At 66.3% G+C, this 21,653-nt stretch carries 27 protein-coding genes; 10 read left to right on the top strand and 17 right to left on the bottom strand.

Annotated features, from left to right (window positions below; all coding sequences use genetic code 11):
* Window positions 1-41: 41 nt before the first annotated feature.
* Together MKP08_RS13710 and MKP08_RS13705 are read left to right on the top strand one after the other, a co-directional pair.
* On the top strand, window positions 42-236 hold the full coding sequence (locus tag MKP08_RS13710) for a hypothetical protein (RefSeq protein ID WP_241554308.1): 195 nt from the start codon (window positions 42-44) through the stop codon (window positions 234-236).
* On the top strand, window positions 233-1,210 hold the full coding sequence (locus MKP08_RS13705) for a fatty acid desaturase (RefSeq protein WP_241554307.1): 978 nt from the start codon (window positions 233-235) through the stop codon (window positions 1,208-1,210). The genes MKP08_RS13710 and MKP08_RS13705 overlap by 4 nt, the downstream gene beginning before the upstream one ends.
* On the opposite strand, the gene thiL is transcribed toward MKP08_RS13705, so the two are convergent.
* From thiL to hisG, 4 genes are read right to left on the bottom strand one after another with little or no spacing between them, the layout of a single operon-like run.
* Window positions 1,207-2,103: a thiamine-phosphate kinase gene (thiL, locus tag MKP08_RS13700; RefSeq protein ID WP_241555615.1), complete on the bottom strand. Its 897-nt coding sequence runs from the start codon at window positions 2,101-2,103 to the stop codon at window positions 1,207-1,209. The genes MKP08_RS13705 and thiL overlap by 4 nt on opposite strands.
* The gene (nusB, locus tag MKP08_RS13695; RefSeq protein WP_215227615.1) at window positions 2,100-2,558 is read right to left on the bottom strand and encodes a transcription antitermination factor NusB; all 459 of its coding nucleotides are present in this window, start codon (window positions 2,556-2,558) and stop codon (window positions 2,100-2,102) included. The genes thiL and nusB overlap by 4 nt, the downstream gene beginning before the upstream one ends.
* Window positions 2,555-3,844, bottom strand: coding sequence for a histidinol dehydrogenase (gene hisD / locus MKP08_RS13690; RefSeq protein ID WP_241554306.1), 1,290 nt, complete (start codon window positions 3,842-3,844; stop codon window positions 2,555-2,557). The genes nusB and hisD overlap by 4 nt, the downstream gene beginning before the upstream one ends.
* Window positions 3,844-4,500, bottom strand: coding sequence for an ATP phosphoribosyltransferase (gene hisG / locus MKP08_RS13685; protein WP_241554305.1), 657 nt, complete (start codon window positions 4,498-4,500; stop codon window positions 3,844-3,846). Before hisG ends, hisD begins: the two co-directional genes overlap by 1 nt.
* Window positions 4,501-4,543: 43 nt before the next feature.
* Here hisG and MKP08_RS13680 point away from each other — a divergent pair, with 43 nt between their 5' ends.
* Entirely contained in the window at window positions 4,544-5,614 is a 1,071-nt protein-coding gene (locus MKP08_RS13680; RefSeq protein ID WP_241554304.1) for a DUF2332 domain-containing protein, read from the top strand.
* 169 nt (window positions 5,615-5,783) lie between these two features.
* Here the strand turns inward: MKP08_RS13680 and MKP08_RS13675 are convergent, their stop codons facing one another.
* From MKP08_RS13675 to MKP08_RS13655, 5 genes are read right to left on the bottom strand one after another with little or no spacing between them, the layout of a single operon-like run.
* Entirely contained in the window at window positions 5,784-6,695 is a 912-nt protein-coding gene (locus MKP08_RS13675) for an alpha/beta fold hydrolase (protein ID WP_241554303.1), read from the bottom strand.
* A 2-nt stretch (window positions 6,696-6,697) separates the two neighbouring features.
* On the bottom strand, window positions 6,698-7,513 hold the full coding sequence (locus MKP08_RS13670; RefSeq protein ID WP_241554302.1) for an SDR family NAD(P)-dependent oxidoreductase: 816 nt from the start codon (window positions 7,511-7,513) through the stop codon (window positions 6,698-6,700).
* 20 nt (window positions 7,514-7,533) lie between these two features.
* Window positions 7,534-8,418: a pirin family protein gene (locus MKP08_RS13665; protein ID WP_241554301.1), complete on the bottom strand. Its 885-nt coding sequence runs from the start codon at window positions 8,416-8,418 to the stop codon at window positions 7,534-7,536.
* Window positions 8,415-9,152 carry a glutathione S-transferase gene (locus MKP08_RS13660; protein WP_241554300.1) on the bottom strand — a complete coding sequence of 246 codons (738 nt, stop codon included), beginning with the start codon at window positions 9,150-9,152 and terminating at the stop codon, window positions 8,415-8,417. The genes MKP08_RS13665 and MKP08_RS13660 overlap by 4 nt, the downstream gene beginning before the upstream one ends.
* Complete coding sequence (locus MKP08_RS13655) at window positions 9,149-9,421, bottom strand: BolA family transcriptional regulator (protein ID WP_241554299.1); 273 nt, start codon at window positions 9,419-9,421, stop codon at window positions 9,149-9,151. Before MKP08_RS13655 ends, MKP08_RS13660 begins: the two co-directional genes overlap by 4 nt.
* Window positions 9,422-9,471: 50 nt before the next feature.
* Here MKP08_RS13655 and MKP08_RS13650 point away from each other — a divergent pair, with 50 nt between their 5' ends.
* From MKP08_RS13650 to MKP08_RS13635, 4 genes are all read left to right on the top strand, one after another.
* Window positions 9,472-10,065 (top strand): DnaJ domain-containing protein, encoded by a 594-nt coding sequence (locus MKP08_RS13650; RefSeq protein WP_241554298.1) that lies wholly within the window; start codon window positions 9,472-9,474, stop codon window positions 10,063-10,065.
* A gap of 104 nt (window positions 10,066-10,169) precedes the next feature.
* Complete coding sequence (locus MKP08_RS13645) at window positions 10,170-10,628, top strand: hypothetical protein (protein WP_241554297.1); 459 nt, start codon at window positions 10,170-10,172, stop codon at window positions 10,626-10,628.
* A gap of 202 nt (window positions 10,629-10,830) precedes the next feature.
* A complete protein-coding gene (locus tag MKP08_RS13640) occupies window positions 10,831-11,457 on the top strand; it encodes a TetR/AcrR family transcriptional regulator (protein WP_241554296.1) in 627 nt (208 codons plus the stop codon).
* Window positions 11,454-12,611 carry an MFS transporter gene (locus MKP08_RS13635; RefSeq protein ID WP_241554295.1) on the top strand — a complete coding sequence of 386 codons (1,158 nt, stop codon included), beginning with the start codon at window positions 11,454-11,456 and terminating at the stop codon, window positions 12,609-12,611. Before MKP08_RS13640 ends, MKP08_RS13635 begins: the two co-directional genes overlap by 4 nt.
* Before the next feature lie 211 nt (window positions 12,612-12,822).
* On the opposite strand, the gene MKP08_RS13630 is transcribed toward MKP08_RS13635, so the two are convergent.
* From MKP08_RS13630 to MKP08_RS13610, 5 genes are all read right to left on the bottom strand, one after another.
* Complete coding sequence (locus MKP08_RS13630; RefSeq protein ID WP_241554294.1) at window positions 12,823-13,497, bottom strand: dihydrofolate reductase family protein; 675 nt, start codon at window positions 13,495-13,497, stop codon at window positions 12,823-12,825.
* Between the two features lie 4 nt (window positions 13,498-13,501).
* Window positions 13,502-13,984 carry a VOC family protein gene (locus tag MKP08_RS13625; protein WP_241554293.1) on the bottom strand — a complete coding sequence of 161 codons (483 nt, stop codon included), beginning with the start codon at window positions 13,982-13,984 and terminating at the stop codon, window positions 13,502-13,504.
* Window positions 13,981-14,481 carry a glutathione S-transferase family protein gene (locus MKP08_RS13620; RefSeq protein WP_306300330.1) on the bottom strand — a complete coding sequence of 167 codons (501 nt, stop codon included), beginning with the start codon at window positions 14,479-14,481 and terminating at the stop codon, window positions 13,981-13,983. Before MKP08_RS13620 ends, MKP08_RS13625 begins: the two co-directional genes overlap by 4 nt.
* Window positions 14,482-14,606: 125 nt before the next feature.
* Window positions 14,607-15,410 (bottom strand): VOC family protein, encoded by an 804-nt coding sequence (locus MKP08_RS13615; protein WP_241554292.1) that lies wholly within the window; start codon window positions 15,408-15,410, stop codon window positions 14,607-14,609.
* 3 nt (window positions 15,411-15,413) lie between these two features.
* On the bottom strand, window positions 15,414-15,767 hold the full coding sequence (locus MKP08_RS13610; RefSeq protein WP_241554291.1) for a DUF1428 domain-containing protein: 354 nt from the start codon (window positions 15,765-15,767) through the stop codon (window positions 15,414-15,416).
* Window positions 15,768-15,827: 60 nt separating this feature from the next.
* Here MKP08_RS13610 and MKP08_RS13605 point away from each other — a divergent pair, with 60 nt between their 5' ends.
* Window positions 15,828-16,523 (top strand): helix-turn-helix domain-containing protein, encoded by a 696-nt coding sequence (locus MKP08_RS13605; RefSeq protein WP_241554290.1) that lies wholly within the window; start codon window positions 15,828-15,830, stop codon window positions 16,521-16,523.
* Here the strand turns inward: MKP08_RS13605 and MKP08_RS13600 are convergent.
* Window positions 16,520-17,368: an oxygenase MpaB family protein gene (locus MKP08_RS13600; protein WP_241554289.1), complete on the bottom strand. Its 849-nt coding sequence runs from the start codon at window positions 17,366-17,368 to the stop codon at window positions 16,520-16,522. The genes MKP08_RS13605 and MKP08_RS13600 overlap by 4 nt on opposite strands.
* Window positions 17,369-17,459: 91 nt before the next feature.
* On the opposite strand from MKP08_RS13600, the gene cobS reads away from it, so the two are divergent.
* Both cobS and MKP08_RS13590 read left to right on the top strand, forming a co-directional pair.
* Window positions 17,460-18,455 carry a cobaltochelatase subunit CobS gene (cobS, locus tag MKP08_RS13595; RefSeq protein ID WP_241554288.1) on the top strand — a complete coding sequence of 332 codons (996 nt, stop codon included), beginning with the start codon at window positions 17,460-17,462 and terminating at the stop codon, window positions 18,453-18,455.
* 53 nt (window positions 18,456-18,508) lie between these two features.
* The gene (locus MKP08_RS13590; protein WP_241554287.1) at window positions 18,509-20,770 is read left to right on the top strand and encodes a transglycosylase domain-containing protein; all 2,262 of its coding nucleotides are present in this window, start codon (window positions 18,509-18,511) and stop codon (window positions 20,768-20,770) included.
* Here MKP08_RS13590 and MKP08_RS13585 read toward each other — a convergent pair.
* On the bottom strand, window positions 20,767-21,177 hold the full coding sequence (locus MKP08_RS13585; protein ID WP_241554286.1) for a PaaI family thioesterase: 411 nt from the start codon (window positions 21,175-21,177) through the stop codon (window positions 20,767-20,769). The two genes, MKP08_RS13590 and MKP08_RS13585, sit on opposite strands and share 4 nt — an antisense overlap.
* Window positions 21,170-21,634 carry a PaaI family thioesterase gene (locus tag MKP08_RS13580; protein ID WP_241554285.1) on the bottom strand — a complete coding sequence of 155 codons (465 nt, stop codon included), beginning with the start codon at window positions 21,632-21,634 and terminating at the stop codon, window positions 21,170-21,172. The genes MKP08_RS13585 and MKP08_RS13580 overlap by 8 nt, the downstream gene beginning before the upstream one ends.
* Window positions 21,635-21,653 lie beyond the last annotated feature (19 nt).

Genomic DNA, 21,653 nt, shown 5'->3' with positions numbered 1-21,653 from the left:
CCGCCTTGCCGGTGCCGCGGCATCTTGGTAAACAAATCGTTATGCAAGCCGCCCTGACCCGTCTGTTCGCGATCATGCCGCTGATCTTCGGCTTCGGCTTCGTCGCGCCGCTTGTCGCGCAAGTAATGGCGGTCGCCGGCTGGGATGCGCCCTTCGGGCTGGAACGGATCGTGTTCGGGCTGATCGTCGGCGGGGCGTGGGGGCTCTACGCGCAGATCAGGGGGCGCTGGCTGTGACCGATGATGCGACCGTGCGCGATTTCGATCTCGATACCGACGATCTCGATCCGCGCGACCTGGCGGCGGGCGATGCCCCCGCCATTTCGCTGGCGGCGGACGATACGCTGGACAGCTACACCCGCGCGGATCTGCGCAAGGAAGAGCTGGAGATCGCGCGCGGGTTCGAGAACGGGCCGCTGTGGTTCTACCCCGCCTGGGCGGTCGTCGCGCTGGTCGTGTGGATCAGCCTGTTTCCGCTCACCATGTCGGGCCATCTCAACCTGTTCGTCGCCTGCGCCATCGCCAGCTTCATCGCCGCGGGCGGCTTCGTGACCGGGCACGAGGCCTATCACGACAACATGGTAAGAGAGGGCGGCAAGTATCGCTGGCTCAACGATTTTACCGGCACGATCTCGTGCATTCCGATCCTGCTGCCCTATTCGGTCGGCAAGCTGACGCATATCCGCCACCACCGCTTCACCAATCACCCGGAACACGATCCCGATTACGAGGATTGGGGCAACAATTTCTGGCACGCCGCCTGGCGCAGCTGGCTGGGGCGGCAACCGCGCGGGGCGGGGTCGTTGGCCGCCTATCGCCGGACCTTGCAGGCGATGGACACGCCCGCCTCGCGAAAAGCCCTACGAGAAGGCGCGATCTTTCAGCTGGTCTATCTCGGCACGCTCTTCACCATGGCGTGGTCGGGCTACGCGCTGGAGGCGGCGATGGTGTGGTGGATCCCGCGCCATGTCGGGCTTTGGTTCATCCGCCTGTCGCTCAGCTGGGCCCCGCATCACCCGCGCAAGGACCAGTCGCGCTATGGCAATGCCCGGATCATGAAGAGCCCGATCGGCAATTTCCTTGCGATGGGGATGGAAGTGCACATGATTCACCACCTCTATCCGAAGATCCCGCACCACCGGACCAAGCCCGCCTATTTCGCGCTGAAACCGGTGCTGGAGAAGCGCGGCGTGGACTGTTCGGCACTCTAGTGCGCGCGGCGGTGCTCGTAGCCGGGCGCGCCCGATACCGGTTCGCCGTCCAGCAGCACCGCGTGTTCGCCGCGTTCGTGCACCACGCCGATGCGGTGGGCGGGGATGGGCAACTCCACCTCAGGCGAGACGGTGAATAGCAACTGGTAGTCGTCGCCCCAGCGCAGCGCCTCGTCGCGGCGATCCTCCGGCGCGGCGATCGGTATTGCCGCGCGGTCCAATGCCAATGTCACGCCGCTTGCCTCCGCCATCCGGCTGGCGTCGAGCAGCAAGCCGTCCGATACGTCCATGATGGCGCTCGCGAGCGGGGCCAGCGCGCGCCCTTCGGACAGCAGCGGGGTAGGGCGACGATAGGGTTGCGTGACGCGGCGGTTGTCGGGCGTGTCGCCTTCGTCGCGCAAGCTCTCGAAACCGATCATTGCGCCGCCGACCGGGCCGGTGATGCACACCGCGTCGCCCGGCTTCGCCCCGCCGCGCGAGGGTACGGGCCGATGCTCCGTCTGGCCGATGGCGGTGAGCCCCAGTGTGCGCGCGCCGCCGTGGTGGCTCACCGTGTCGCCGCCCCACAGGGGCGCGCCCAGGGTGTCGCTCGCCTCCTCCAGCCCGGCGAGGAAACCCGCATCGTCCTCGCCCAGCGTATGGCCGACCAGGATGCCGAGCGGGGTCGCGCCCTTCGCCGCGAGGTCGGACAGGTTCACCGCGACCAGCTTCCACGCAACATCGTGCATCGCCTGGCCGGGGAGCCAGTGCACTCCCTCCACCATCATGTCGTGGGTCAGGACCAGCGCGCGCTCGCCCATGTCGAACACCGCGCAATCGTCGGCCAGACCGCGCGCGGCAGGCGTGCCGGCGATCCGGCGCAGCGCCTCGATGAAGGCGCGCTCGTCGCTCAGCCTCGCGCGTCCTTCGCCACCGCGTCGAGGATGCCGTTGACGAACTTCGCCTCGCGATCGTCGAAGAACGCCTTGGCGACGTCGACATATTCGCTGATTGCGGTAGCCTTGGGCACGTCGGCGCGGGCGATCAGTTCGTAGGCACCGCAGCGCAGCACCTGCAGCATCGACTTGTCCAGCCGCTTCAGCGTCCAGCCTTCGGCCAACCGCTCGCTCAGCCGCAGGTCGATCTCCTCGCGCCGCGCGTCGACGCCGCGGACGATATCGTCGAAGAAATCGACCTCGGCATCGGCGAACTGGATGTCTTCGATCTCGCGGCCGAGGCGGTGCTGGTGGAATTCGTCGAGCACGCGCGCCACCGCGGTGCGCTCCATGTCGATCTGGTAGAGCGCCTGCACGGCGGCGAGGCGGGCGGCGGAGCGGGCCTTGGAACGGGGGGCGGCGGTGTCGGTCATTGCATACGCTTTTCGATGGAGGCGGCGTGGGCGGGCAGGCCCTCGGCCCGGGCCAGCGCGATCGCCGCGGGGCCGATGGCGTCGAGCCCGGCGCGGTCTGCCGAGATGAAGCTGGTCCGCTTCATGAAGTCGAGGACCGAGAGGCCGGAGGCGAAGCGCGCGCGGCGCCCGGTGGGAAGGACGTGGTTGGGCCCGGCGATATAGTCGCCGATCGCCTCGGGCACCATACGGCCCAGGAAAATGCTGCCCGCGTGGCGGATGCCGGCCATGAAACGCTCGGGATCGTCCACCGCCAACTCGACATGCTCGGCTGCCAGCCGATTGGCGAGGGGGATCGCGTGGTCGAGATGCTCCACCACGACCAGTGCGCCGTGCGCGTCCCAGCTCGCGCGCGCGGTTTTGCCGCTGGCGAGCATGGCGCATTGCACGTCGACGCGGTCCTCGACTTGCTCCGCGAAGGCGGCGTCGTCGGTGATGAGGATGCTCTGCGCGGTCGGATCGTGCTCGGCCTGGCTCAGCAGGTCGGCGGCGATCCAGTCGGGATCGTTCTTCGCATCGGCGATAACCAGGATCTCGCTCGGCCCCGCGACCATGTCGATCCCGACCACGCCGAACAGCTGGCGCTTCGCCTCCGCCACCCAGGCATTGCCGGGGCCGGTTATCACGTCGACCGGCGCGATACGCTCGGTACCATGGGCGAGGGCGGCCACCGCCTGCGCCCCGCCGACGCGCCAGATCTCGTCCACACCCGCGATATGCGCGGCGGCAAGCACCAGCGGATTGGTCTCGCCATTGGGAGTCGGGGTGACTACCACCAGCCGCTCCACCCCCGCGACCTTGGCGGGCAGGGCGTTCATCAGCAGGGAGCTGGGATAGGCCGCCCGTCCGCCGGGAACATAGAGCCCAGCCGCGTCGACCGCACGCCACTTCGCGCCCAGCCGCACCCCGGCCTCGTCGGTATAGTCGCGGTCCTGCGGCAGTTGCTCCGCGTGATAGGCGCGGATGCGGGTCGCCGCGAGATCAAGCGCCTCGCGCAGCTCGGGGTCGAGCATCTCATAGGCCTCGCGGCACGCCTCTGGCGCGATCCGCCAGTCCGCGTCGTCCGCCAGTCGATGCTTGTCGAACCGCAGCGTATATTCGGCCAGCGCATCGTCGCCCTTCGCCCGGACGCGGGCGATGATGTCGGAAACGTCGCGCCCGACATGCTCCGCGCTTTCGCGCCGGGCGTTCACCAGCCGGTCGAACCGCGCCTCGAAATCGGCATCCCCGCTGTCGAGCCGCTGCATCAGGCCGCCTTCCGCTTCTCGGCATCGGCGCGGAACGCCTCGACCAGCGCGGCGACACGCGGGTCGGTCTTCAGCGCCGCGCGGTTGACGATCAGGCGGGCGGAAATGTCGAGGATGCGCTCGCGCTCGACCAGCCCGTTTTCCTTCAGCGTACGCCCGGTGGACACGAGATCGACGATCCGCCCGGCGAGGCCCAGCGAGGGCGCCAGCTCCATCGCGCCGTTCAGCTTCACGCATTCGGCCTGGATGCCCTGCCGTTCGAAATGGCGGCGGGTGATCTGCGGATATTTGGTCGCCACGCGCAGGTGGCTGGCGCCGTTCGTCGCGCCCTCGGCCCCGACAGGTTCGGCGACTGCGAGGTGGCAGTGCCCGATATCGAGATCGACCGGCGCGTAGAGGTCCGAATAATCGAACTCCTCGATCACGTCGGAGCCGACGATGCCGACCTGCGCCGCGCCATGGGCGACGAAGGTCGCGACGTCGAAGGCGCGAACGCGGATCAGCCGCATGTCGTCGCGCGTGGTGGCGAAGGCGAGCGCCCGGTTGGCCTTGTCGTGAAAGCCCTCTTCCGGCACCACGCCCGCGCGCGCCATCACCGGCAGCGCCTCGTCGAGGATGCGCCCCTTGGGCACGGCGAAGGTGAGCTGGCCTGTCATTGCGCGCGCGACTTAGGATGCGGGCGGCGAAAGGGCAATGTGTATGGCCGAAAAGCAGGCGGTGATGGAGATCGCATCGGTGCGCGAGGCGATCGAGTGGCAGGCGCGCCATGCCGAGGAGGCGGGTATGCCCAATACCGCGCGCGTGATCCGCGGCCTGTTGCCGGTGGTGGACGGTGACACGACCGTGGGCCTGCGCTTGGCGAACTGGCACGGGCTGACACTGCGCGACGCCATGCCGCTGCGGATCCATGGCGGCTTGCATCACCTGCTGCTGACGGGCGAGGACAAGCGGCTGGAGCCGGTCTATGCCGGGCTGACCACCGACCAGGGGCAGGTCGACGACATCGTCGTGGCGCTGGTCGAGAAATACGACCACCAGCTGCTCGCCTGGCTCGACGGGCCCCCGCAGACCAACGAGGCGGGGCGCTCGGCCAGCCTGCTCGCCGGGCTGCTATGGCTGGGCCAGCGGGTGCCGCCACGCTTCGAACTGCTGGAGATCGGGGCGAGCGCGGGTATCAACACGATGATGCATCGCTTCCGCTTCGACCTGGGCGGGGTGCTGCGCGGGCCGCCCGACAGCCCGGTGCAGCTGACACCCGAATGGCGGGGCGACCCGCCGCCCGAGACGAACATCCAGATCGCATCGATCCGCGGCTGCGACACGGCGCCGATCGACCTCGCCGATCCGGTCGAGGCGCTGCGGCTCAAAAGCTATGTCTGGCCCGAAGCGCGCGGGCGGATGCAACGCGTCGATGCCGCCGCGCGGCTGGCGCAGGAAAGCCCGCCGGAGGTGGTGCGGATGGACGCGATGGAATTCGTCCGCAGCGCGCTCGCGCAGCCGCAGGAGGAGGGCACCACGCGGGTGCTGTTCCATTCGATCGTGTGGCAATATCTGCCCGATTTCCAGCAGGAGGCGATAGAGAACGCGATGGCCGAAGCGGGCGCGGCGGCGAGCGAAACCCGCGCGCTGGCCTGGCTGACGCTGGAGACCAATCGCGAGACCTTCCGCCACGAACTCCACGCGCGCTACTGGCCTGGCGGAGAGGAGCCGGTGCTGCTGGGCCACGCGCATCCCCATGGCGAATGGGTGGAATGGCTGGGGGTGGGGTGAGCCGCCGCTTGCGGCTCGTATGACATTGATTGCTCTACTCCGCTCGTGCTGAGCTTGTCGAAGCACCGTACTTTTCTTCGAGTGCCGCGCTCAAAGTGAAGGACGACCCTTCGACAAGCTCAGGGCGAGCGGAGTTAGTTTACGCAAAGCTCCACGGGAGGATTGGAGGCTAGAGGTCCGTCCGCTCCAGAAACGCATCCATCGCGGCGCACACCTTTTCCGGCGCTTCCCACGGAACGAAGTGGCCCGAACCCGCGATTTCTGCGATAGTCAGGTCGTCCACCACCGCGTCCAGTCCGCCGAGGTTCTCCGGCGGCAGGGCCAGGTCGTCCATCCCCCACACCACCAGCGTCGGGATGGTCAGGTTCGGCAGGGGCGGCGGGCTCCAGCCCTCGGGCAGCTCGAAGGGCGCATCCATCGGCGGGACCACGACGGGGCTCGCGCGATACCAGTTGAGCATGCCGAAGGCGGCGTCGCGGTCCTGCCAGTCGGACACAAGCGCATCGCGCTCCTCCGGCTCCATCGCGCTCGGGCGTTCCCATTTCACCTCCTTGGCAAGGATGCCGGCGAGGCCGTGCTCGCGCACCAGCTCGTCGTTGGCGGTGTCGCGGAAACCGCGGATATACTGGCTCGACTTGCGCTGATGCTCGTTGGTGTAGAGCAGCTTCTGGAAGACGCCCGGGTGGGGCGCGTTGGCGATCACCGCGCGGGTGACGCGGCCGTTCGTCTGCCCGCCGAGCGCGATGCCCCAGGCGATCGCGCCGCCCCAGTCGTGCCCGACGATCGTGAATTCGCCCACGCCCAAAGCGTCGGCGAGCTGGAAGATATCGCCGATCAGCTTGTCGGGGGTGTAGGCATCGACCTCCTGCGGCTTCGCGCTGCCGCGATAGCCGCGCTGGTCGGGCGCGATGCAGCGATAGCGGTCGGAGAAATGGGCGATCTGGTGGCGCCAGGTGCGGTGACTTTCGGGAAAACCATGGAGGAAGATCAGCACCGGCGCGTCGCCCCCGCTCTCTGGCGGCCCGGTATCGACGCAGTCCAGTTCGATCCCGCTCGCCAGCTTTACGCGCTGCAATTCCATGGTCAGTCCTCCGCCCGCATCTTGTCGATGTAACCTTCTTCCACCATCCGCGCGACCTGGTCCAGCAGCTGGTCGGGCGTGCGGCGCATCTCGCCCATCGCCTCCTCCATGCCGCGCGCAACCACGATCTCGCGCTGGCCGAGCGCGATCGCGTCCAGCATCGCTTTTGCCGCCTCGTGTGCCGGAATCCCCTTCTCGATCGCGCTGTCGCTGCGCCCCCGTGCCGAACCGTCGGCGGTGAGCGCGTTGCGCGAAACATCGGTAGCAATGGAGCCGGGCACGACGACATGTACCTCCACCCCGGACCCGGTCAGTTCCGCCCGCAGCGCGTCGGCATAGCCGATCAGCCCGGCCTTTGCCGCGCAATAGCCGGTGCGCATCGGCACCCCGACCTTGCCCGCGACCGAGGAAATGAAGACCAGCGCGCCGCTCCCGCGCTCGACCATCGGACGGACCAGCCCCTGTGCGAAGGCGATCTGCTGCGTCAGATCGACGGCGATGATGTCGCGATAGATCTGCATGTCGGTTTCCAGCGCGATGCTGCGCTGGGACACCCCGGCATTGGCGAAGGCGAGGTCGATCCCGCCCTGCCAATCAAGCGCCCGGGCGGTCGCGTCGGCCATCGCAGCGTCGTCGCGCACATCGAAAGGCAGGATCAGCGTGTCGGTCGCGCAATCGTCCGCGACCTCACTCAGGCGCGCCTCGTCCCGCCCGGACAGCACCATCCTCGCGCCTCGCCCCGACAGATCGCGCGCCAGTGCAGCGCCGATCCCGCTCGACGCGCCAGTGATCCAAGCGGTCTTTCCGTCGAATTCCATCGCTCCCTCCATCGTCGTGTCTAGGGGTAGCTGACCGTTTTCGGCGCACCCTCGGGCAGGGGGATGAACTCCTCCTCGTCGCCCGGCACCTTGGCGAAGCGACCGGCCCGCCAGTCCTCCTTGGCCTGCTGGATCCGCTCGCGGTCGCTGCTGACGAAGTTCCACCAGACATGCCGCCGGGTGGGGAAGGCTTCGCCGCCCAGCAGCATCACACGCGCGCCGTCCTCGCTCGCCAGCGTCATCGTGGCACCCGGCTTGAGCACGGTGAGAGCGAACAGGTCGAGCGGCTGCCCATCCACGCGCGCCTCGCCGCCGACCAGCATCACCGCGCGCTCGTCCGCCTCCGCCTCGAGCGGGATCGAACCGCCGGGGCCGAGCACGATCTCGGCGTAGATCGTCTCGGCATGCGTGGTGGTCGCGGCGCGGCGACCCCACAGCTCACCCATGACCACGATCGCCTTCGTACAGCCGTCCTCGACCACCGGCAGATCGGTGATCGCCTCGAACGCCGGGTCGATCTCCTCCCGCCCATCGGGCAGGGCGAGCCAGGTCTGCATCCCGTAGAGCGAGGGGCCGCCTTTGCGCTCCTCCGCCGGGCTGCGCTCGGAATGCACGATCCCGCGCCCGGCGGTCATCAGGTTCACCTGACCCGGGCGGATGGTGGAGAAGGTACCCAGGCTGTCGCGGTGGTCGATCGCGCCCTGGAACAGCCAGGTCACCGTCGACAGGTTGATATGCGGGTGCGGCCGCACGTCCATTCCGCCGCCGATATCGAGCTGCGCCGGGCCGAACTCGTCGACGAAGACGAACGGGCCGACCATGCTGCGCGCCTTTGCGGGCAGCGCGCGGCGGACGGTGAAATCGCCCAGATCATGGGTAACGGGGGTGACGACCTGTTCGATCATGCTGCGTCGAGCTCCGGATAATGGCGGAAGATACCATCCTCGTTGAACGCGATCCGTTCTTCGGAGTCCAGATAGCGCGTGACGCCCTCGATCTTCGCCACGGCATCGCGGCAGGCGACGATGCGCGGATAGTCGCTCTCGATCGCCGCCATCCGCTGCGGGAAGGCGTAGCGCAGCCCCTCGACCAGCTGGAACAGCGAGGTGTCGACGTGGCTCCATGCCTCGCCGAGCATATAGGGCCCGTTGCGTTTCCCTAGCGCTGTCTCGAAGTGGTCGAAATACTTCGTCACCCGTTCCTGGCGAAAACCCTCCGCCGCGCGCTTCGCCGCATCCTTCTGATCGTCGTAATAGAGCCCGCCGGAGACCGGGTGATGGACGTTATGCACTTCGGCGACGATGTCGGTGATGGTGAGCTGCAGCTGGATCAGGTGCAGGTCGGTCTTGAGGTCGCCCGTGCCGCGGTCGTGCCGGTCGGTCAGGAACGCCAGGATATGCGCCACCTGCGCGATGGCGAAGCCTGCGTCGTCGCCCTCGCGCACCACCAGATAGGGCGGGGCGTAGGGCGCGAAATCGTCGCTTTGCTCGCGCGCCTCCATGTCCTCCATCAGATCCTGCGCGTCGCCCGTGCGCGCCCGGTCGCGCCACGCGACGCCCAGCGCGGCCAGGTAGAGGCGTACGAACTCGCCGCGCCCCTGGATGGAGGGCCAGTACCACAGGTCGTAAGGCGCGCTCATGCCGCAGGCTCCGATGCCTTGATCGCCAGCGCATGGACCCGCTCGCCCGGCAGATCGCCCAGCGCGGCGTTGACCATCCGTTGCCGCTCCAGCCGCGACTTGCCCGCGAAGGCCTTCGCTTCGACGATGACCGTGAAGTGCGATTCGCCGCTGCCGTCGTCGCCCGCATGGCCGCTATGCGTCGCGCTGTCGTTGACGATCTCCAGATGGGTGGGGTCGAGCGCCTCCTTCAGGCGCGTCTCGATTTCGCGTTGGACCGGGCCGGACATGGGATTCTCGCCTTTGCAATTCGTGGGAAGCGCTCCCATTCTAAAGGCCGATGCGCACTACAAGGTTCCATGGAAGACACGAGGCGGGCGAACGGCAATGCGAGGCCCCGGGCTGCACCGAACCGGGCGAGTTCCGCGCGCCGGCCGACGGCGGGCACGGGTTCGACGGGCCGGGCCGGTGGCGCTGGTTCTGCCTGGAGCATGTGCGCGAATTCAACGCCGGGTACGACTGGTTCGACGGCATGAGCGCGGAGGAAATCTACGCCGCGCAGTCGCCGGGCGCCGGCTGGGCGAGCGAGACGCGTGCCTTCCGCCCGACCGCGGGCATAGACGGCATGCCGCGCTGGGCCGATTTCGACGATCCGCTGGATGCGATCGGCGCGCGGGCGAGCGGCATCAAGAGCCGTGCCCGGCGCGAGGCGGAAATGGCGATGGACGGCCGCTTCAGCCGCGAGGAGGCGCAGGCGCTGGAAACGATGGGGCTGGGGTCCGATACCGACCGGCGGCGGCTGCGGCGGCGCTATTCCGAACTGGTGCGCCGCTACCACCCCGACCGCAATGGCGGCGACCGGCAATACGAAAAGCGCCTGAGCCGCGTGGTCGAAGCCTACCAGGTGCTGCGCAAGTCGAACGCTATCGGGTGATACGTCCATCTTGTGGGGCCGAGTAACTTATCGTTGAGCACCCGATTCTGATGTCGAAGCGGACGTTAGCGAAATGTTCGCCGGTCGTTGGCTAGGAGCTTGCCATGGTTGTGGACGGGCAGAAGTTTTACCCTGGCGAGTTGGCTTCGCCCGAGTTGATCGCTCAGCTTGCGAACGAATACAGGTTGGCGGCTGCAGAACTGGCTAAGACTGGGCGCAGGGGTGAACCACTTTCTCGTGCTCCCTTTCGAATGGCGGCCATTCACGCGATTGAACTGTACCTCAACGCCTTCTTGACGGCGGCGGGGCGGCCAGCAGTTGAGATCAGAGGAATGCAACATGACCTTAGCGTTCGAACGGAGTTGGCGCTCGCTGCAAAACTAAATCTAAGGAAGCGCACTGTGAGCCATCTGAAGGCACTCACGCGGAGACGGGAGTACTTGCTCGCACGATACGATCCGGCTGCCTCAAGAGCATCTGAATTGAACCGACTAGAAGCAACACTTGCAGAATTGGCTGAGAAAGTCCCTGCTTGGATCAGTTCTCATGTCGATGGCAACTAAGGTCTGCAATGGGGTCGTTAGCTGACTGACGCATTCTAGGTCGAAATGCGGATGACCAGCGTGTCGGCTTAAAGGAGCCCCTTCCAAGTGACCCTGTGTCCGCAATTGGGGTGGGGAGCGGTCTGGCAGCTTTTAAGCAACCAAGGCTCGAAGCGGACGCAATTCTGCCGATCCAAACAGGGCACATTAGAGCATAAAGGGCATGCCGAAGGCGGATCTCGCCCATCCGCGCTTCAAAACCGTTGCGTTCATAGCACAATGTAAAACGATCGTTTTACATTGTGCTAGAAGCCTTCTACATCGCGTTATGCAAAAGAACCACGCACTGATCGCCGCCGCCGAGCGGCTCTTCGACACGAACGGCTATACCGCTACGGGAATGGATAGGCTGACCCAGGCTGCCGGCATGTCGAGCCGGACTCTCTACAAACATTTCGGAAGCAAGGCAGCCATCATGGGTCTGGTGCTCGCGGACCGCGACCGACGGTTTATGGAAAGTATAAACCTGCAAAGCGTTGATGCGCTCTTCGCCGCTATCGAAGACTGGGTGCGGAAGGAGGGCGCGAGAGGGTGCCTATTCCTGCGTTCTCTGGCGGAGACCGGCGGCGAGACTTCCGAGATTGCTGCGGCTGTGATCACGCACAAAGCGGCGTTCCGGAAACGAATTAGCGAGATAATCGCAGCGGACCTTGGCCATGACGATCCGGTTCTCGCCGAACAAATGCTCGTTCTAGCCGAAGGTGCGATTCACGCCGCGGTGTATCGCGGCGTCGCTGCCGTAGCGGCGGCTCGCTCCGCTGCAGCTCTCCTGATGGACGCGGCGAGATGAACCCGGCTCTTCGGATTGGAGCGACCGGCTTTGGTCTGATTGCGCTGTGCTACGGGTTCGCACGCTTCGCCTTTGGCCTGTTCCTCCCGCAGATCGACGCCGAGTTGAACCTCGGCCCATCGCTGAGCGGCGTCATATCGGGTGGGGCATTTGCGGGTTATTGCATAGCCATCGTCGCAGCGGCGACCCTGACAGAGCGGTTCGGCGCGCGAGCTGTGGCGATGGCGGCGTCAACCCTGGCTGCGATCGGCATGGCCGGGATCGCGCTGGCTTCGTCTCCCACCCTTATGGCTTTTGCTGTCATCGTGGCCGGATCTAGCACGGGGCTTGCGTCCCCGCCGATGGCAGCTGCCGTGGCAGCTGCCGTGCGTGCCGACCGGCAGGATGCGACGAACACGATCATCAACGCAGGAACGAGCGCGGGTGTTGCACTATCCGGCCCGATTGCTCTCGTAGTGAATGGGCAATGGCGCACGACATTCGCAGTCTTCGCAGGCATGGCGGCTGTCCTCACCATAGGTGCCGCTCTGGCCCTCCCGTCGACACGTGGCAGCCGCCACTCAGGCGGTCTACCAAAGGTCGGCGGACCGCTTAGACGCTTGATGATCGCCACTTTCCTGGCTGGTATGGCCAGCACCGCGATATGGTCGTTCGGCGGTCAGCTCGTTTCGCAAAGCTTGGGTCGAGGGCCGACCGGAACCGCGATTTTGTGGAGCTGCATCGGCGCAGGCGGCATTGTCGGCGCATGGGCGGGCACCCTTGTGTTACGCTTCGGCCTTGGGCGCGTGCATTTGTTATTTTGCGGTGTCCTGGCTACCACCATTTTCGCGGTAGGGTCAGGTGCGGCAACCGTCGGCATGGTCTTGGCGAGCGGAGCGCTTTTCGGAGCCGCTTATGTGACGTTGACCGGCGTCTATCTTGTCTGGGGCGTCCGTGCTTTGCCGGATCGACCTGCGACCGGGTTGACGATAGGCTTCCTAACACTTGCCATCGGCCAGACTGCTGGTGCGCCGCTCTTCGGCCTGCTGATGGGGGGGGCTGGTGTGCAAACCGCGATCATCGCCTTTACCACCCTCGCGCTGCTAGCTGGAGTAGTTCGAACGGGGTTCGGCGCCGCTCCAAGCCTAAGCGCGACGCGTTCTATCAGCCAATGATCGGTGTTTCGCGTCGTCTGCTTTTGTAACGGTATTCCGAATGAATAAACGACCGCGATGGGGTCGTTAGCCGACAGGCAGCTTTTCCAACGAACCTGGGAAAACCTGCCGTAGAATCTTCGCGGCCATCCCATGGCACCGGGAGTGCACCATGCGCGATCCAGAGCTTTTCGGGTAAAGTTGGAAAAGTGATGCCCATACAGCGCGAGCGTCACCAGCGGCCTTCCGCCATCGCGGCCCGGCGGGCGATCTCGCGCTCGCTTGAGGCGGGGTTTGGTGCTTCGTCGGGGTAGGGAGGGAGAGTGCCGCCGGGGCGATAGGTTGCAATAACCGTGCCTTTCGCGGTCACGCAATGGTCGGTCATCTCGAGGCGGTCGACCGGTGTGCCTTCGCCGAACAGCCGCTTGCCGCGTCCGAGCGTGACGGGGTACGTCATCAGGATCAGCGTATCGATCAGCCCGGCCGCGAGGAGGCCGGGATAGAGCGTACTCGACCCCTGGATCACCAGATCGGGTCCGTCGGTTTCCTTCAGCCGCGCGACATCTTCGATGCCGGTCAGCCGATGACTGTTCTGCCATTCGAGCGGCCGATCGCCGCGCGTGAGGACATATTTCGCGGCCCTATCGAAAGCTTCGCCCATCGGTTTTTCCTCGCCCTGAACATAGGGCCAGTAGGCGGCGAAGATGTCGTAGGTGCGTCGGCCCAGCAGCAGGTCGTATTCGCCGGAGAAGAGCGAGCCCAGCGTGGGTTCGATGCCCTCGTCCCACATTTTGAAGACCCAGCCGCCTTCCTCGAAACCGCCCGTGGGATCCTCGGTCGGCCCGCCGGGTGCCTGCATCACGCCGTCGAGCGAGAGAAAGGCGCTGGCTTTTATGAGGCGCGCCATGGCCTCAATCGCCCCGCCGGGCGGCATCGATAGCGGCAACGTCGATCTTGCCCATCGTCATCATCGCCTCGAACGCCCGCCGGGCCTCGTCCCCTCCTGCCTGCTGCGATTCGAGCAGCGTGCGCGGGGTGATCTGCCAGTTGAAACCCCATTTGTCCTTGCACCAGCCGCAGGCGCTCTCCGCGCCCCCATTGGCGACGATGGCGTTCCAGTAGCGGTCGGTTTCCGCCTGGTTCTCGGTCACGACCATGAAGCTGACGCTCTCGTTCGGCTTGAACATGTCGCCGCCGTTGAGGCCGGAGAAGCTGCGACCCAGCACGGTGAACGCGACCGTCAGCGCATCGCCCTTCTTGCCGCTCGGAAAGTCGGCCGGGGCGCGGAAGATTTCGCCCACCGCGCTGTCGGGAAAGGTGTCGGCATAGAAGCGCGCGGCCTCCTCCGCGTCGCCATCGAACCACAGCACCGTGGTGAGCTTGTCGCCGCTCACTTCTGCATCTCCTCGATCAACTTCTCGTCGATTGCCTTGGACTTCCGGTAGGCCGCGCGGCCCTGAAGTCGTTCGCGATAGGCGGCGAAACTCTCCCGTTCGGGCAGGGTGCCGAAGGTCAGTCCCCAGTCGATCTGGCTACCGACATAGACGTCCGCCATGGTGAAGCGATCGCCGCACACGTATTTGCGCCCTTTCAACATGGTATCGAGGGCATCTACGGTGCGGTCGTAGGTCCCGAACCCGGGCATCGCCTGCCGGTCGTCGGGAACGTCCCAGCCCATCGCCCTGGCCGTGACGGCCTGCTCGACCGGGCCGGCGGCGAAGAACAGGTAGCGGAAATAATCCGCCATCTCGACTGCCTTAGGGAGAAGTTCTGGTGCGGTCTGTTCGGCCAGATAATGGCAGATCGCCGCCGCTTCTGTCACCACGTGATCGGCTCCGGGAACATGGTGGACGATGGTCGGCAACTTGCCCATGGGGTTCGCATCCAGCAGCGCTTGCGGCTTCGCTTCCTAGTCGACCATCACCGGCTCGTAGTCGGCCCCGGCCTCGTGCAGCGCCCAGCGCGCGATCTGCGCCCGGCTTATCGGGTGGAAGAAGAAGGTGTAGTCCGCCATGATCAATGCTCCTTACGCGGGCCGACCAGCCCGAAGGCCGCGCCCTGCGGGTCGACACATACTGTACTGAATTCGCCGCCGGGGATCTGGCTGGGGCCGTGAACCAGCGTGCCGCCGCCGCTTTGCACCGCCGCCACCGAGGCGTCGATATCGCGTACGCCGATCGAATAGACCCAGTTGGACTGCGGCATGGCGGGCGGCTTTTCCATCACGGCCCCGATCATCGTACCCCCGTGATGCAGGAACTTGTAGTCGCCCATCTCGCCCATCGGCATCGCCCCTTCCTGCGTCCATCCGAACAGGTCGGTGTAGAACGCGATCGCCCCGTCCTGGTCGGTGGTGGAAAGCTCGTTCCAGCGCACATGCTCGGCCTGATCGGCGGAGAACACGTCGCTGGTCGCTTCCGGATCGCCCTCGGGCGGGGTCGGGGTCATGACGTAGATCGGTGCGCCTTGCGCGTCGGAGACCAGCGCCATCCGACCGACGCCCTGCATGTCATGCGCGGGCATCCATGCCTTGCCGCCCGCATCCTCGAACCGCTTCACCGCGGCGTCGACATCGGGGACGTGGACATAGCCATACCAGGCTGGACGTGCCCCGCCTTGCTCCATCTCATCCGTTAGTTGCAGCACACCGCCCGCGAAGCCGCCGTCGCTGCGCCTGATCATGCGATAATCCATCTCGCTGTCGCCGCTCGGCTCGGCATCGATGGTCCAGCCAACGACGTTGTCGTAAAACACCTTCGCCGCATCGGCATCGGTGGTCATCAGCTCGTACCAGATGAAGGTTCCGCGATGGTCCGCCATGGCTCAGGCTTCCTTCTGCACAATGGTTTCGAACCCGCCATAGACCATGCGCTTGCCGTCGAAGGGCATGTCGGAGAACGCCTCCATCCGCGGGTCCTCCATCATCTTCGCCTCGCCTGCGTCGGCGGTGGCTTTGTCGGGCCAGGTGACCCACGAGAAGACGATCTTCTCGCCTTCCTCGGCCTTCACCGCGCGGCGGAAATCGGTGGTCTGGCCGTCCTTCACGTCGGCTTCCCAGCATTCCACCTGCGACAGCGCGCCGTATTCCCGGACCAGCGACCAGAATTTCTCGGCGATCTCGATATAGGCCGCCCTGTTGCCCTCGGGCACGGCGAGAATGAATCCGTTCACGTACATCCTGTTTCTCCCATGGTCTGTCCTTGTTTCTTCTGCGCCGAATAGTTACCTTGGGCAACTATGAAATTACAAAATGTAACTGATACGAGTTCGAGGCTTCACGGTAAATGGTACGACGATGCCTGCGGCACCGCGTTCGGGCTGGAACTGGTGGGCGAGCGCTGGTCGTTGCTCATCATGCGCGAACTGATGTTCGGACCGCGGCGCTTCTCCGACATTCGCGCCGGCGTGCCGGGCATTTCCGCCAAGGTTCTGACCGAACGGCTGACTACGCTTGAGGCGAATGGCGTCCTGACGAGGCGGATCGTAGAGGAGACCGCCACGGTGCAAGTCTACGAGCTGACCGAATGGGGCTACGCGGCGGAGCCGGTGATCCAGGAACTGGGGCGCTGGGCGGTCGCTTCCCCGCTGCATGATACGACCCTGCCGTTGTCTGCCGCATCGTTCATGATGTCGCTGCGCACCATGTTCGATGCCCGGCTGGCGCTGCTGTTCGAGGCGCGGATCGGTTTTCGGATCGGCGACGAGAAGTTCCTCGCCAATCTGTCGCATGGCGCGCTCTCCATCGCGCGCGACAGGCTGGACCAGGCGCAGGCGATCTTCTTCGCGCCCGAGGCACCGCCGCTGGCCGCGCTGTTCTATGGCGGGGTCCCGTTCGAGGAGCTGGAGGCGCAAGGGGCGGTGGAGATTTCCGGACGGCGCGAACTCGCGCTGCGGTTCGCGGAGATTTTTACCCTCCCGGATAAGGTCGGCTAGGACTGGCGGAACGCCCAGCGCAGCGTGCGACCCATGGCGCGGGTCGCGACGCTGGCGGGCAGGGCGGTCAGACCGGGGCGCTCCAGCCCCAGCATCGACCGGGCGAAGGGGGGCAGCAGCCCGACCGCCTCCGCCCCCAGCATCGCCTGCAACGCTGGTGGCGCGCCTTCGGGGCGCTGGTTCAGCACCAGATCGGCGACCTCGCGCGCAGCGGGCGAGGTGCCCAGATCGCCGCGCAACTCCCGGAATATCGCTTCCGCCCCGGCCCGATCGACCGGCACCGGATCCGCACCCAGCGCCCGGGCGACGACAGCGAACTGGCGGTAATATTCGTCCTGCTCGTGGCCCGGCATTCCGGGGCGCACGAGCCGGAGATAGGCGGCGAGGAAGCTTGTCGCTTCTGCCACATGCACCCAGGCCAGCGTGCGGGGATCGGCCGCGGCATAGGGCGAGCCGTCGGGCAGGGTGCCGGTCACCTTCGCATGGATTCGGTTGACCCGCGCGATGGCGTCGTGCGCGTCGTCGCAATGGCCGAAGGTGGTGACGCTGATGAATCGCGCGGTGCGGCGCAGGCGGCCATGCATGTCGGCGCGAAAGTTCGAATGGTCGAGCACGCCCTGCAAGGCGTGTGGATGAAGCATCTGGAGCAGCAAGCTGCGGATTCCGCCCACCATCATGCCCACGATGTCCGCATGGACCATGCGGATCGGCGAATCGCGCTCGAACAGGGCATCGTCGCTGGGCGGCACCGGCTGCTGGCCGCCCTCGACATCGTTGAACAGCGCCCGGACACGGCCGACCAGTTGCTGGCGCAGAAACTCGCTGGGCAGGGGGCGGCTGGTCATTAGGGGAATATAGGCTGCCGCGCCGTGAAGAAAACGTCGCGCCCGCTATCGCTTGCCAGTTGCGGGCGGGAACCTTAGGTCGCACAACGAAATGAACGACATGACCGACAAGAGCTTCGACCCCAGCGCCAAGACCGCGCTCGCCGCCCCGGATACCGAGGTGAACGTGCGCGAGACCTTCGGCATCGATATCGACTGGACCGTCCCCGCCTTCAGCAAGGCAGACGATCGCGTGCCCGACGTCGATGAAAGCTACGTGTTCGATCCCGACACGACGCTGGCGATCGTGGCGGGTTTCGCGCACAACCGGCGTGTGATGGTGCAGGGCTATCACGGCACCGGCAAGTCGACCCACATCGAACAGGTCGCCGCGCGCCTCAACTGGCCCTGCGTGCGGATCAACCTGGATGCGCATATCAGCCGCATCGACCTCGTCGGGCGCGACGCGATCGTGCTGCGCGACGGGCTGCAGGTGACCGAATTCCGCGAGGGGCTGCTGCCTTGGGCGCTGCAACACCCGGTGGCGCTGGTGTTCGACGAATACGACGCGGGTCGCCCGGACGTGATGTTCGTGATCCAACGCGTGCTGGAACAGCAGGGCAAGCTGACCCTGCTGGACCAGAACCGCGTGATCCGGCCCGATCCCAACTTCCGCCTGTTCGCGACCTCCAACACGGTCGGCCTGGGCGACACCAGCGGGCTCTATCACGGCACGCAGCAGATCAACCAGGGCCAGATGGACCGCTGGAACATCGTGGTCGGCCTCAATTACCTGCCCGCCGAAACCGAGCAGGAGATCGTGGCGGCCAAGAACCCCGACACCGATCCCAAGGTGCTGGCGGACATGATCAAGGTCGCCGACCTGACGCGGCAGGGTTTCATCAACGGCGACATCTCGACCGTGATGAGCCCGCGCACGGTCATCACCTGGGCGCAGAACAACGCGATCTTCCGCGATATCGGCTACGCCTTCCGCGTCAGCTTCCTGAACCGCTGCGACGAGGCGGAGCGGATGCTGGTGGCCGAATACTACCAGCGGGTGTTCGGCGAGGACTTGCCGGAAAGCGTGGTTTCCTCCGCCGGATAGGCGCAGATGAATTCACGCTCGCGCGGACTGCCTTAAGCTGGTAATACACCGGGATGAATATTCCTTTCATCGGTCGATCGAAGCGGCGATCCGAAGAGGACGAGCCGCGGCGCCACCGGGGATATTACACGCTGCACGAATCGCAGCTGCCCGATTGGGACGATGACGACGACGAGATCGCCTATCGTTCGGGCCGGCCCGCCGCCGAACCCGATTACAAGGCGTGGGATGCGCGGCTGGCGGCATTCGACCGCCGGGCCGCCGATGCGCCCGGCCATGCGGGTGCTATCGAACGCGCTCCGACGAAGTGGTGGCAACCGGCGCATTGGCGGGACCGGCGCAAGCGCTGGTGGGCGGCGCGGATCGTCGCGGGTCTGCTGCTAGTGTTCTTCCTGCTGATCGCGTGGCTGGCGGTCACCGCGCCGCTATCCAAATCGCTACAGCCGGTGGTGCCGCCGCAGATCACCCTGACCGCGACCGACGGCACGCCGATCGCGCGCAAGGGCGCCGACGTCGCCGCACCGGTGAAGGTTTCCGAGCTGCCGCCGCATGTGATCGAACCTTTCCTGGCGATCGAGGACCGCCGCTTCTACGAGCATTGGGGGATCGACCCGCGCGGGATCGCCCGCGCCGCGTGGACGGGGCGGGGCGGGGGCTCCACCATCACCCAGCAGCTTGCCAAGTTCACTTTCCTGACGCCCGAACAGACACTGACCCGCAAGGCGCGCGAGGCGCTGATCGCGTTCTGGCTGGAAGCGTGGCTGAGCAAGGACGAGATCCTCGAGCGCTATCTCTCCAATGCCTATTTCGGCGACAATACCTACGGGCTGCGCGCGGCCAGCCTACATTACTTCTATCGGCAGCCGGAGAAGCTGCGCCCCGAACAGGCGATGATGCTGGCCGGGCTGGTGCAAGCGCCCAGCGCCTACGCCCCGACGCGGCATTGGGACCGCGCCCTCGCGCGGATGAAGCAGGTGAAGGGTGCCATGGTCGATGCGGGCTATCTGACCCAGGCCCAGGCACGCGTCCTGCCGCTGCCCCGGCTCGACGTACGCAACCGGGCCGACGTCCCGACCGGCACTTACTTCGCCGATTGGGCACTGCCCGAGGCACGCGAGCGGGCGGGCGGCGGCTACGCGCAGCAGACGATTGAGACGACGCTCGACGCGCGGCTGCAGAATATCGCTCGGCAGGTGATCGCGCGCGCACCGCTGGGCCGCGCGCAGGCGGCGCTGGTAGCGATGCGTCCCAATGGCGAGGTCGTCGCGATGATCGGTGGCAAGGATTACGAGACGACGCCGTTCAACCGCGCCACGCAGGCGCGCCGCCAGCCGGGCTCAACCTTCAAGCTGTTCGTTTATCTCACCGCCCTGAACCAGGGCTGGTCGCCCGAGGATCGGATCGACAACTCGCAAATTACCGAGGGTGGCTATCGGCCCCAGAACGCCGCGGGGCGCTACTCTGATACCATCGCGTTGCAGGATGCCTTCGCCCATTCGAGCAATGTCGCCGCCGTTCGCCTGTTCGAAGAAGTGGGAAGCAAGGCGGTCATCGCAACCGCTCGCGATCTGGGCGTCACCTCGCCCATCCCGGAAGGCGATCCCAGCGTCGCGCTCGGCACCGCCACAATGAGCTTGCTCGAACTCACCGGCGCCTACGCCGCGATCGCAGGCAATGCCTATCCGGTCGAGGCGACGCCGTTCGCCCGGCAGGAACAGGGGCTGATCGAGAAGCTTTGGAACGGGCCGGACAGCTTCTCCCGCCGGACGCACGAAGGGATGCAGGCGATGCTGCGCCGGGCGGTGAACCAGGGTACCGGGCGCGCGGCGATGCTGCCGATCGCCAATTACGGCAAGACCGGCACTACGCAGGACCACCGCGACGCGCTCTTCGTGGGCTTCGCGGGCGATCTGGTCGTCGGCGTATGGATCGGGAACGACGACAATTCGCCGCTCGATCGCAAGATCAGCGGCGGCGGGCTGCCCGCCCGTATCTGGCGCGACTTCATGCGGCAGGCTTTGACGATCGACGCACGGCCGTCTCCCGCGCCCAGCAAGAACCCGCAAGGCGCGGTGGAACCCCTCGACGAGCCCGATCCTGTCGAGGACGGGAACTCCAGTCTGGATGTGGACGAGGATGGCGTGACCATCCGCACCGGGCCGGACGGCATGCCGGTCGACATCCGGATCGACCGGTCCGGTGGTGTGCAGGTCCGCTCTGACGCGATCGACGAGGCGCGGCGACAGGCGGAGCGGGCGGGCGAGGAGGCGGCGCGCCAGCTCGAACAGGCGCAACGCGAGAGCGGGGCGCGTTAGCCGCGGTCGGCCACGAGGACGTTCATCACAGCGGTGGCGCGTGGCCGGGAACGGTCATCCTGCCAGCACTCGACCGCGACATTGGCGTTGCGACGCCCGAGCTTGGTGATGCGCGCCTGCGCGAACAGCGGGTCCATCTTCGCGGCGGCCAAAAACTGTACCGTGATATTGATCGGCTTCAGCTTCAGGTCCGGCCCGCGCTCGCTCAGCGCGCTGCGCAACGCGGCATAGCCGGCGGTTTCCATCAGCCCGCTGATCGCGCCGCCATGAAAGTGGCCGGGCCGACCCTCGATCGCCTGTTCGGGATCGACGACCAGAATGGGCGTGGTATCCGCTTTCGCGTCATGTTCGTGGATACGGATGCCGAGCGAGCGGGCGTATGCGGTGAGGAGGTCGCTGTCAGGCACTCAGCCGCGCCCCCAGATTGCTCGGTCCGTTGATGGTCATGAAAACCGCGGCGACATGCGCCACCGGGTCGGCCGGGTCGCCCTCGTGCGCGATGCCGCGCACGAATGCGGCGGAGCGGGTGGCGGCATAGCATTCCGCCCGCCCGATCACCTTGCCGCGCGGGCGTGCCGGGCGCTGGTAATCGACGCGCAGGTCCAGCGTGGCGACCGGCTGGAACACGCCGTGACGGGTCCAGATCGCCATGCCCCCTGCCATGTCCATCATCGAGATGATCGGCCCGCTGGCCAGCACCTCCGCCTCGCTCTCGCCGACCAGATCCTCACGCCAGGGCAGTTCGAGTTCGATCCAGTCGGTTCCGTGGCCGACATAGCGCATGCCGAGCCATCCAACATGCCCGCTCCTCAGCAGGAACGGCCCGGCGGTATCGGGATCGAATGGGGGCAGCGTGTCGCTCATTCCGGTCCCCGTGCCTGCA

The sequence above is a fragment of the Erythrobacter sp. LQ02-29 genome (assembly GCF_022576075.2).
Lineage (GTDB): Bacteria > Pseudomonadota > Alphaproteobacteria > Sphingomonadales > Sphingomonadaceae > Alteriqipengyuania.
The sequence above is the reverse complement of the archived record's forward strand: the minus strand, read 5'-3'. Positions and strand labels throughout refer to the sequence as shown.

Bases quoted from the DNA above. Each gene is read 5' to 3' on its own strand.
- MKP08_RS13675 (WP_241554303.1), bottom strand. From the start codon at position 6,695: ATGGAATTGCAGCGCGTAAAGCTGGCGAGCGGGATCGAACTGGACTGC.
- MKP08_RS13660 (WP_241554300.1), bottom strand. From the start codon at position 9,152: ATGAGCGCGCCTTACGACCTGTGGTACTGGCCCTCCATCCAGGGGCGC.
- nusB (WP_215227615.1), bottom strand. From the start codon at position 2,558: ATGACCGACACCGCCGCCCCCCGTTCCAAGGCCCGCTCCGCCGCCCGC.
- MKP08_RS13610 (WP_241554291.1), bottom strand. From the start codon at position 15,767: ATGTACGTGAACGGATTCATTCTCGCCGTGCCCGAGGGCAACAGGGCG.
- MKP08_RS13580 (WP_241554285.1), bottom strand. From the start codon at position 21,634: ATGAGCGACACGCTGCCCCCATTCGATCCCGATACCGCCGGGCCGTTC.
- MKP08_RS13630 (WP_241554294.1), bottom strand. From the start codon at position 13,497: ATGGCGCGCCTCATAAAAGCCAGCGCCTTTCTCTCGCTCGACGGCGTG.
- MKP08_RS13615 (WP_241554292.1), bottom strand. From the start codon at position 15,410: ATGGCGGACCATCGCGGAACCTTCATCTGGTACGAGCTGATGACCACC.
- hisD (WP_241554306.1), bottom strand. From the start codon at position 3,844: ATGCAGCGGCTCGACAGCGGGGATGCCGATTTCGAGGCGCGGTTCGAC.
- MKP08_RS13600 (WP_241554289.1), bottom strand. From the start codon at position 17,368: ATGACCAGCCGCCCCCTGCCCAGCGAGTTTCTGCGCCAGCAACTGGTC.
- MKP08_RS13640 (WP_241554296.1), top strand. From the start codon at position 10,831: ATGCCGAAGGCGGATCTCGCCCATCCGCGCTTCAAAACCGTTGCGTTC.
- cobS (WP_241554288.1), top strand. From the start codon at position 17,460: ATGAACGACATGACCGACAAGAGCTTCGACCCCAGCGCCAAGACCGCG.
- MKP08_RS13645 (WP_241554297.1), top strand. From the start codon at position 10,170: ATGGTTGTGGACGGGCAGAAGTTTTACCCTGGCGAGTTGGCTTCGCCC.
- MKP08_RS13670 (WP_241554302.1), bottom strand. From the start codon at position 7,513: ATGGAATTCGACGGAAAGACCGCTTGGATCACTGGCGCGTCGAGCGGG.
- MKP08_RS13590 (WP_241554287.1), top strand. From the start codon at position 18,509: ATGAATATTCCTTTCATCGGTCGATCGAAGCGGCGATCCGAAGAGGAC.
- MKP08_RS13650 (WP_241554298.1), top strand. From the start codon at position 9,472: ATGCGCACTACAAGGTTCCATGGAAGACACGAGGCGGGCGAACGGCAA.
- MKP08_RS13680 (WP_241554304.1), top strand. From the start codon at position 4,544: ATGGCCGAAAAGCAGGCGGTGATGGAGATCGCATCGGTGCGCGAGGCG.
- hisG (WP_241554305.1), bottom strand. From the start codon at position 4,500: ATGACAGGCCAGCTCACCTTCGCCGTGCCCAAGGGGCGCATCCTCGAC.
- MKP08_RS13665 (WP_241554301.1), bottom strand. From the start codon at position 8,418: ATGATCGAACAGGTCGTCACCCCCGTTACCCATGATCTGGGCGATTTC.
- MKP08_RS13655 (WP_241554299.1), bottom strand. From the start codon at position 9,421: ATGTCCGGCCCGGTCCAACGCGAAATCGAGACGCGCCTGAAGGAGGCG.
- MKP08_RS13605 (WP_241554290.1), top strand. From the start codon at position 15,828: ATGAAATTACAAAATGTAACTGATACGAGTTCGAGGCTTCACGGTAAA.
- MKP08_RS13710 (WP_241554308.1), top strand. From the start codon at position 42: ATGCAAGCCGCCCTGACCCGTCTGTTCGCGATCATGCCGCTGATCTTC.
- MKP08_RS13635 (WP_241554295.1), top strand. From the start codon at position 11,454: ATGAACCCGGCTCTTCGGATTGGAGCGACCGGCTTTGGTCTGATTGCG.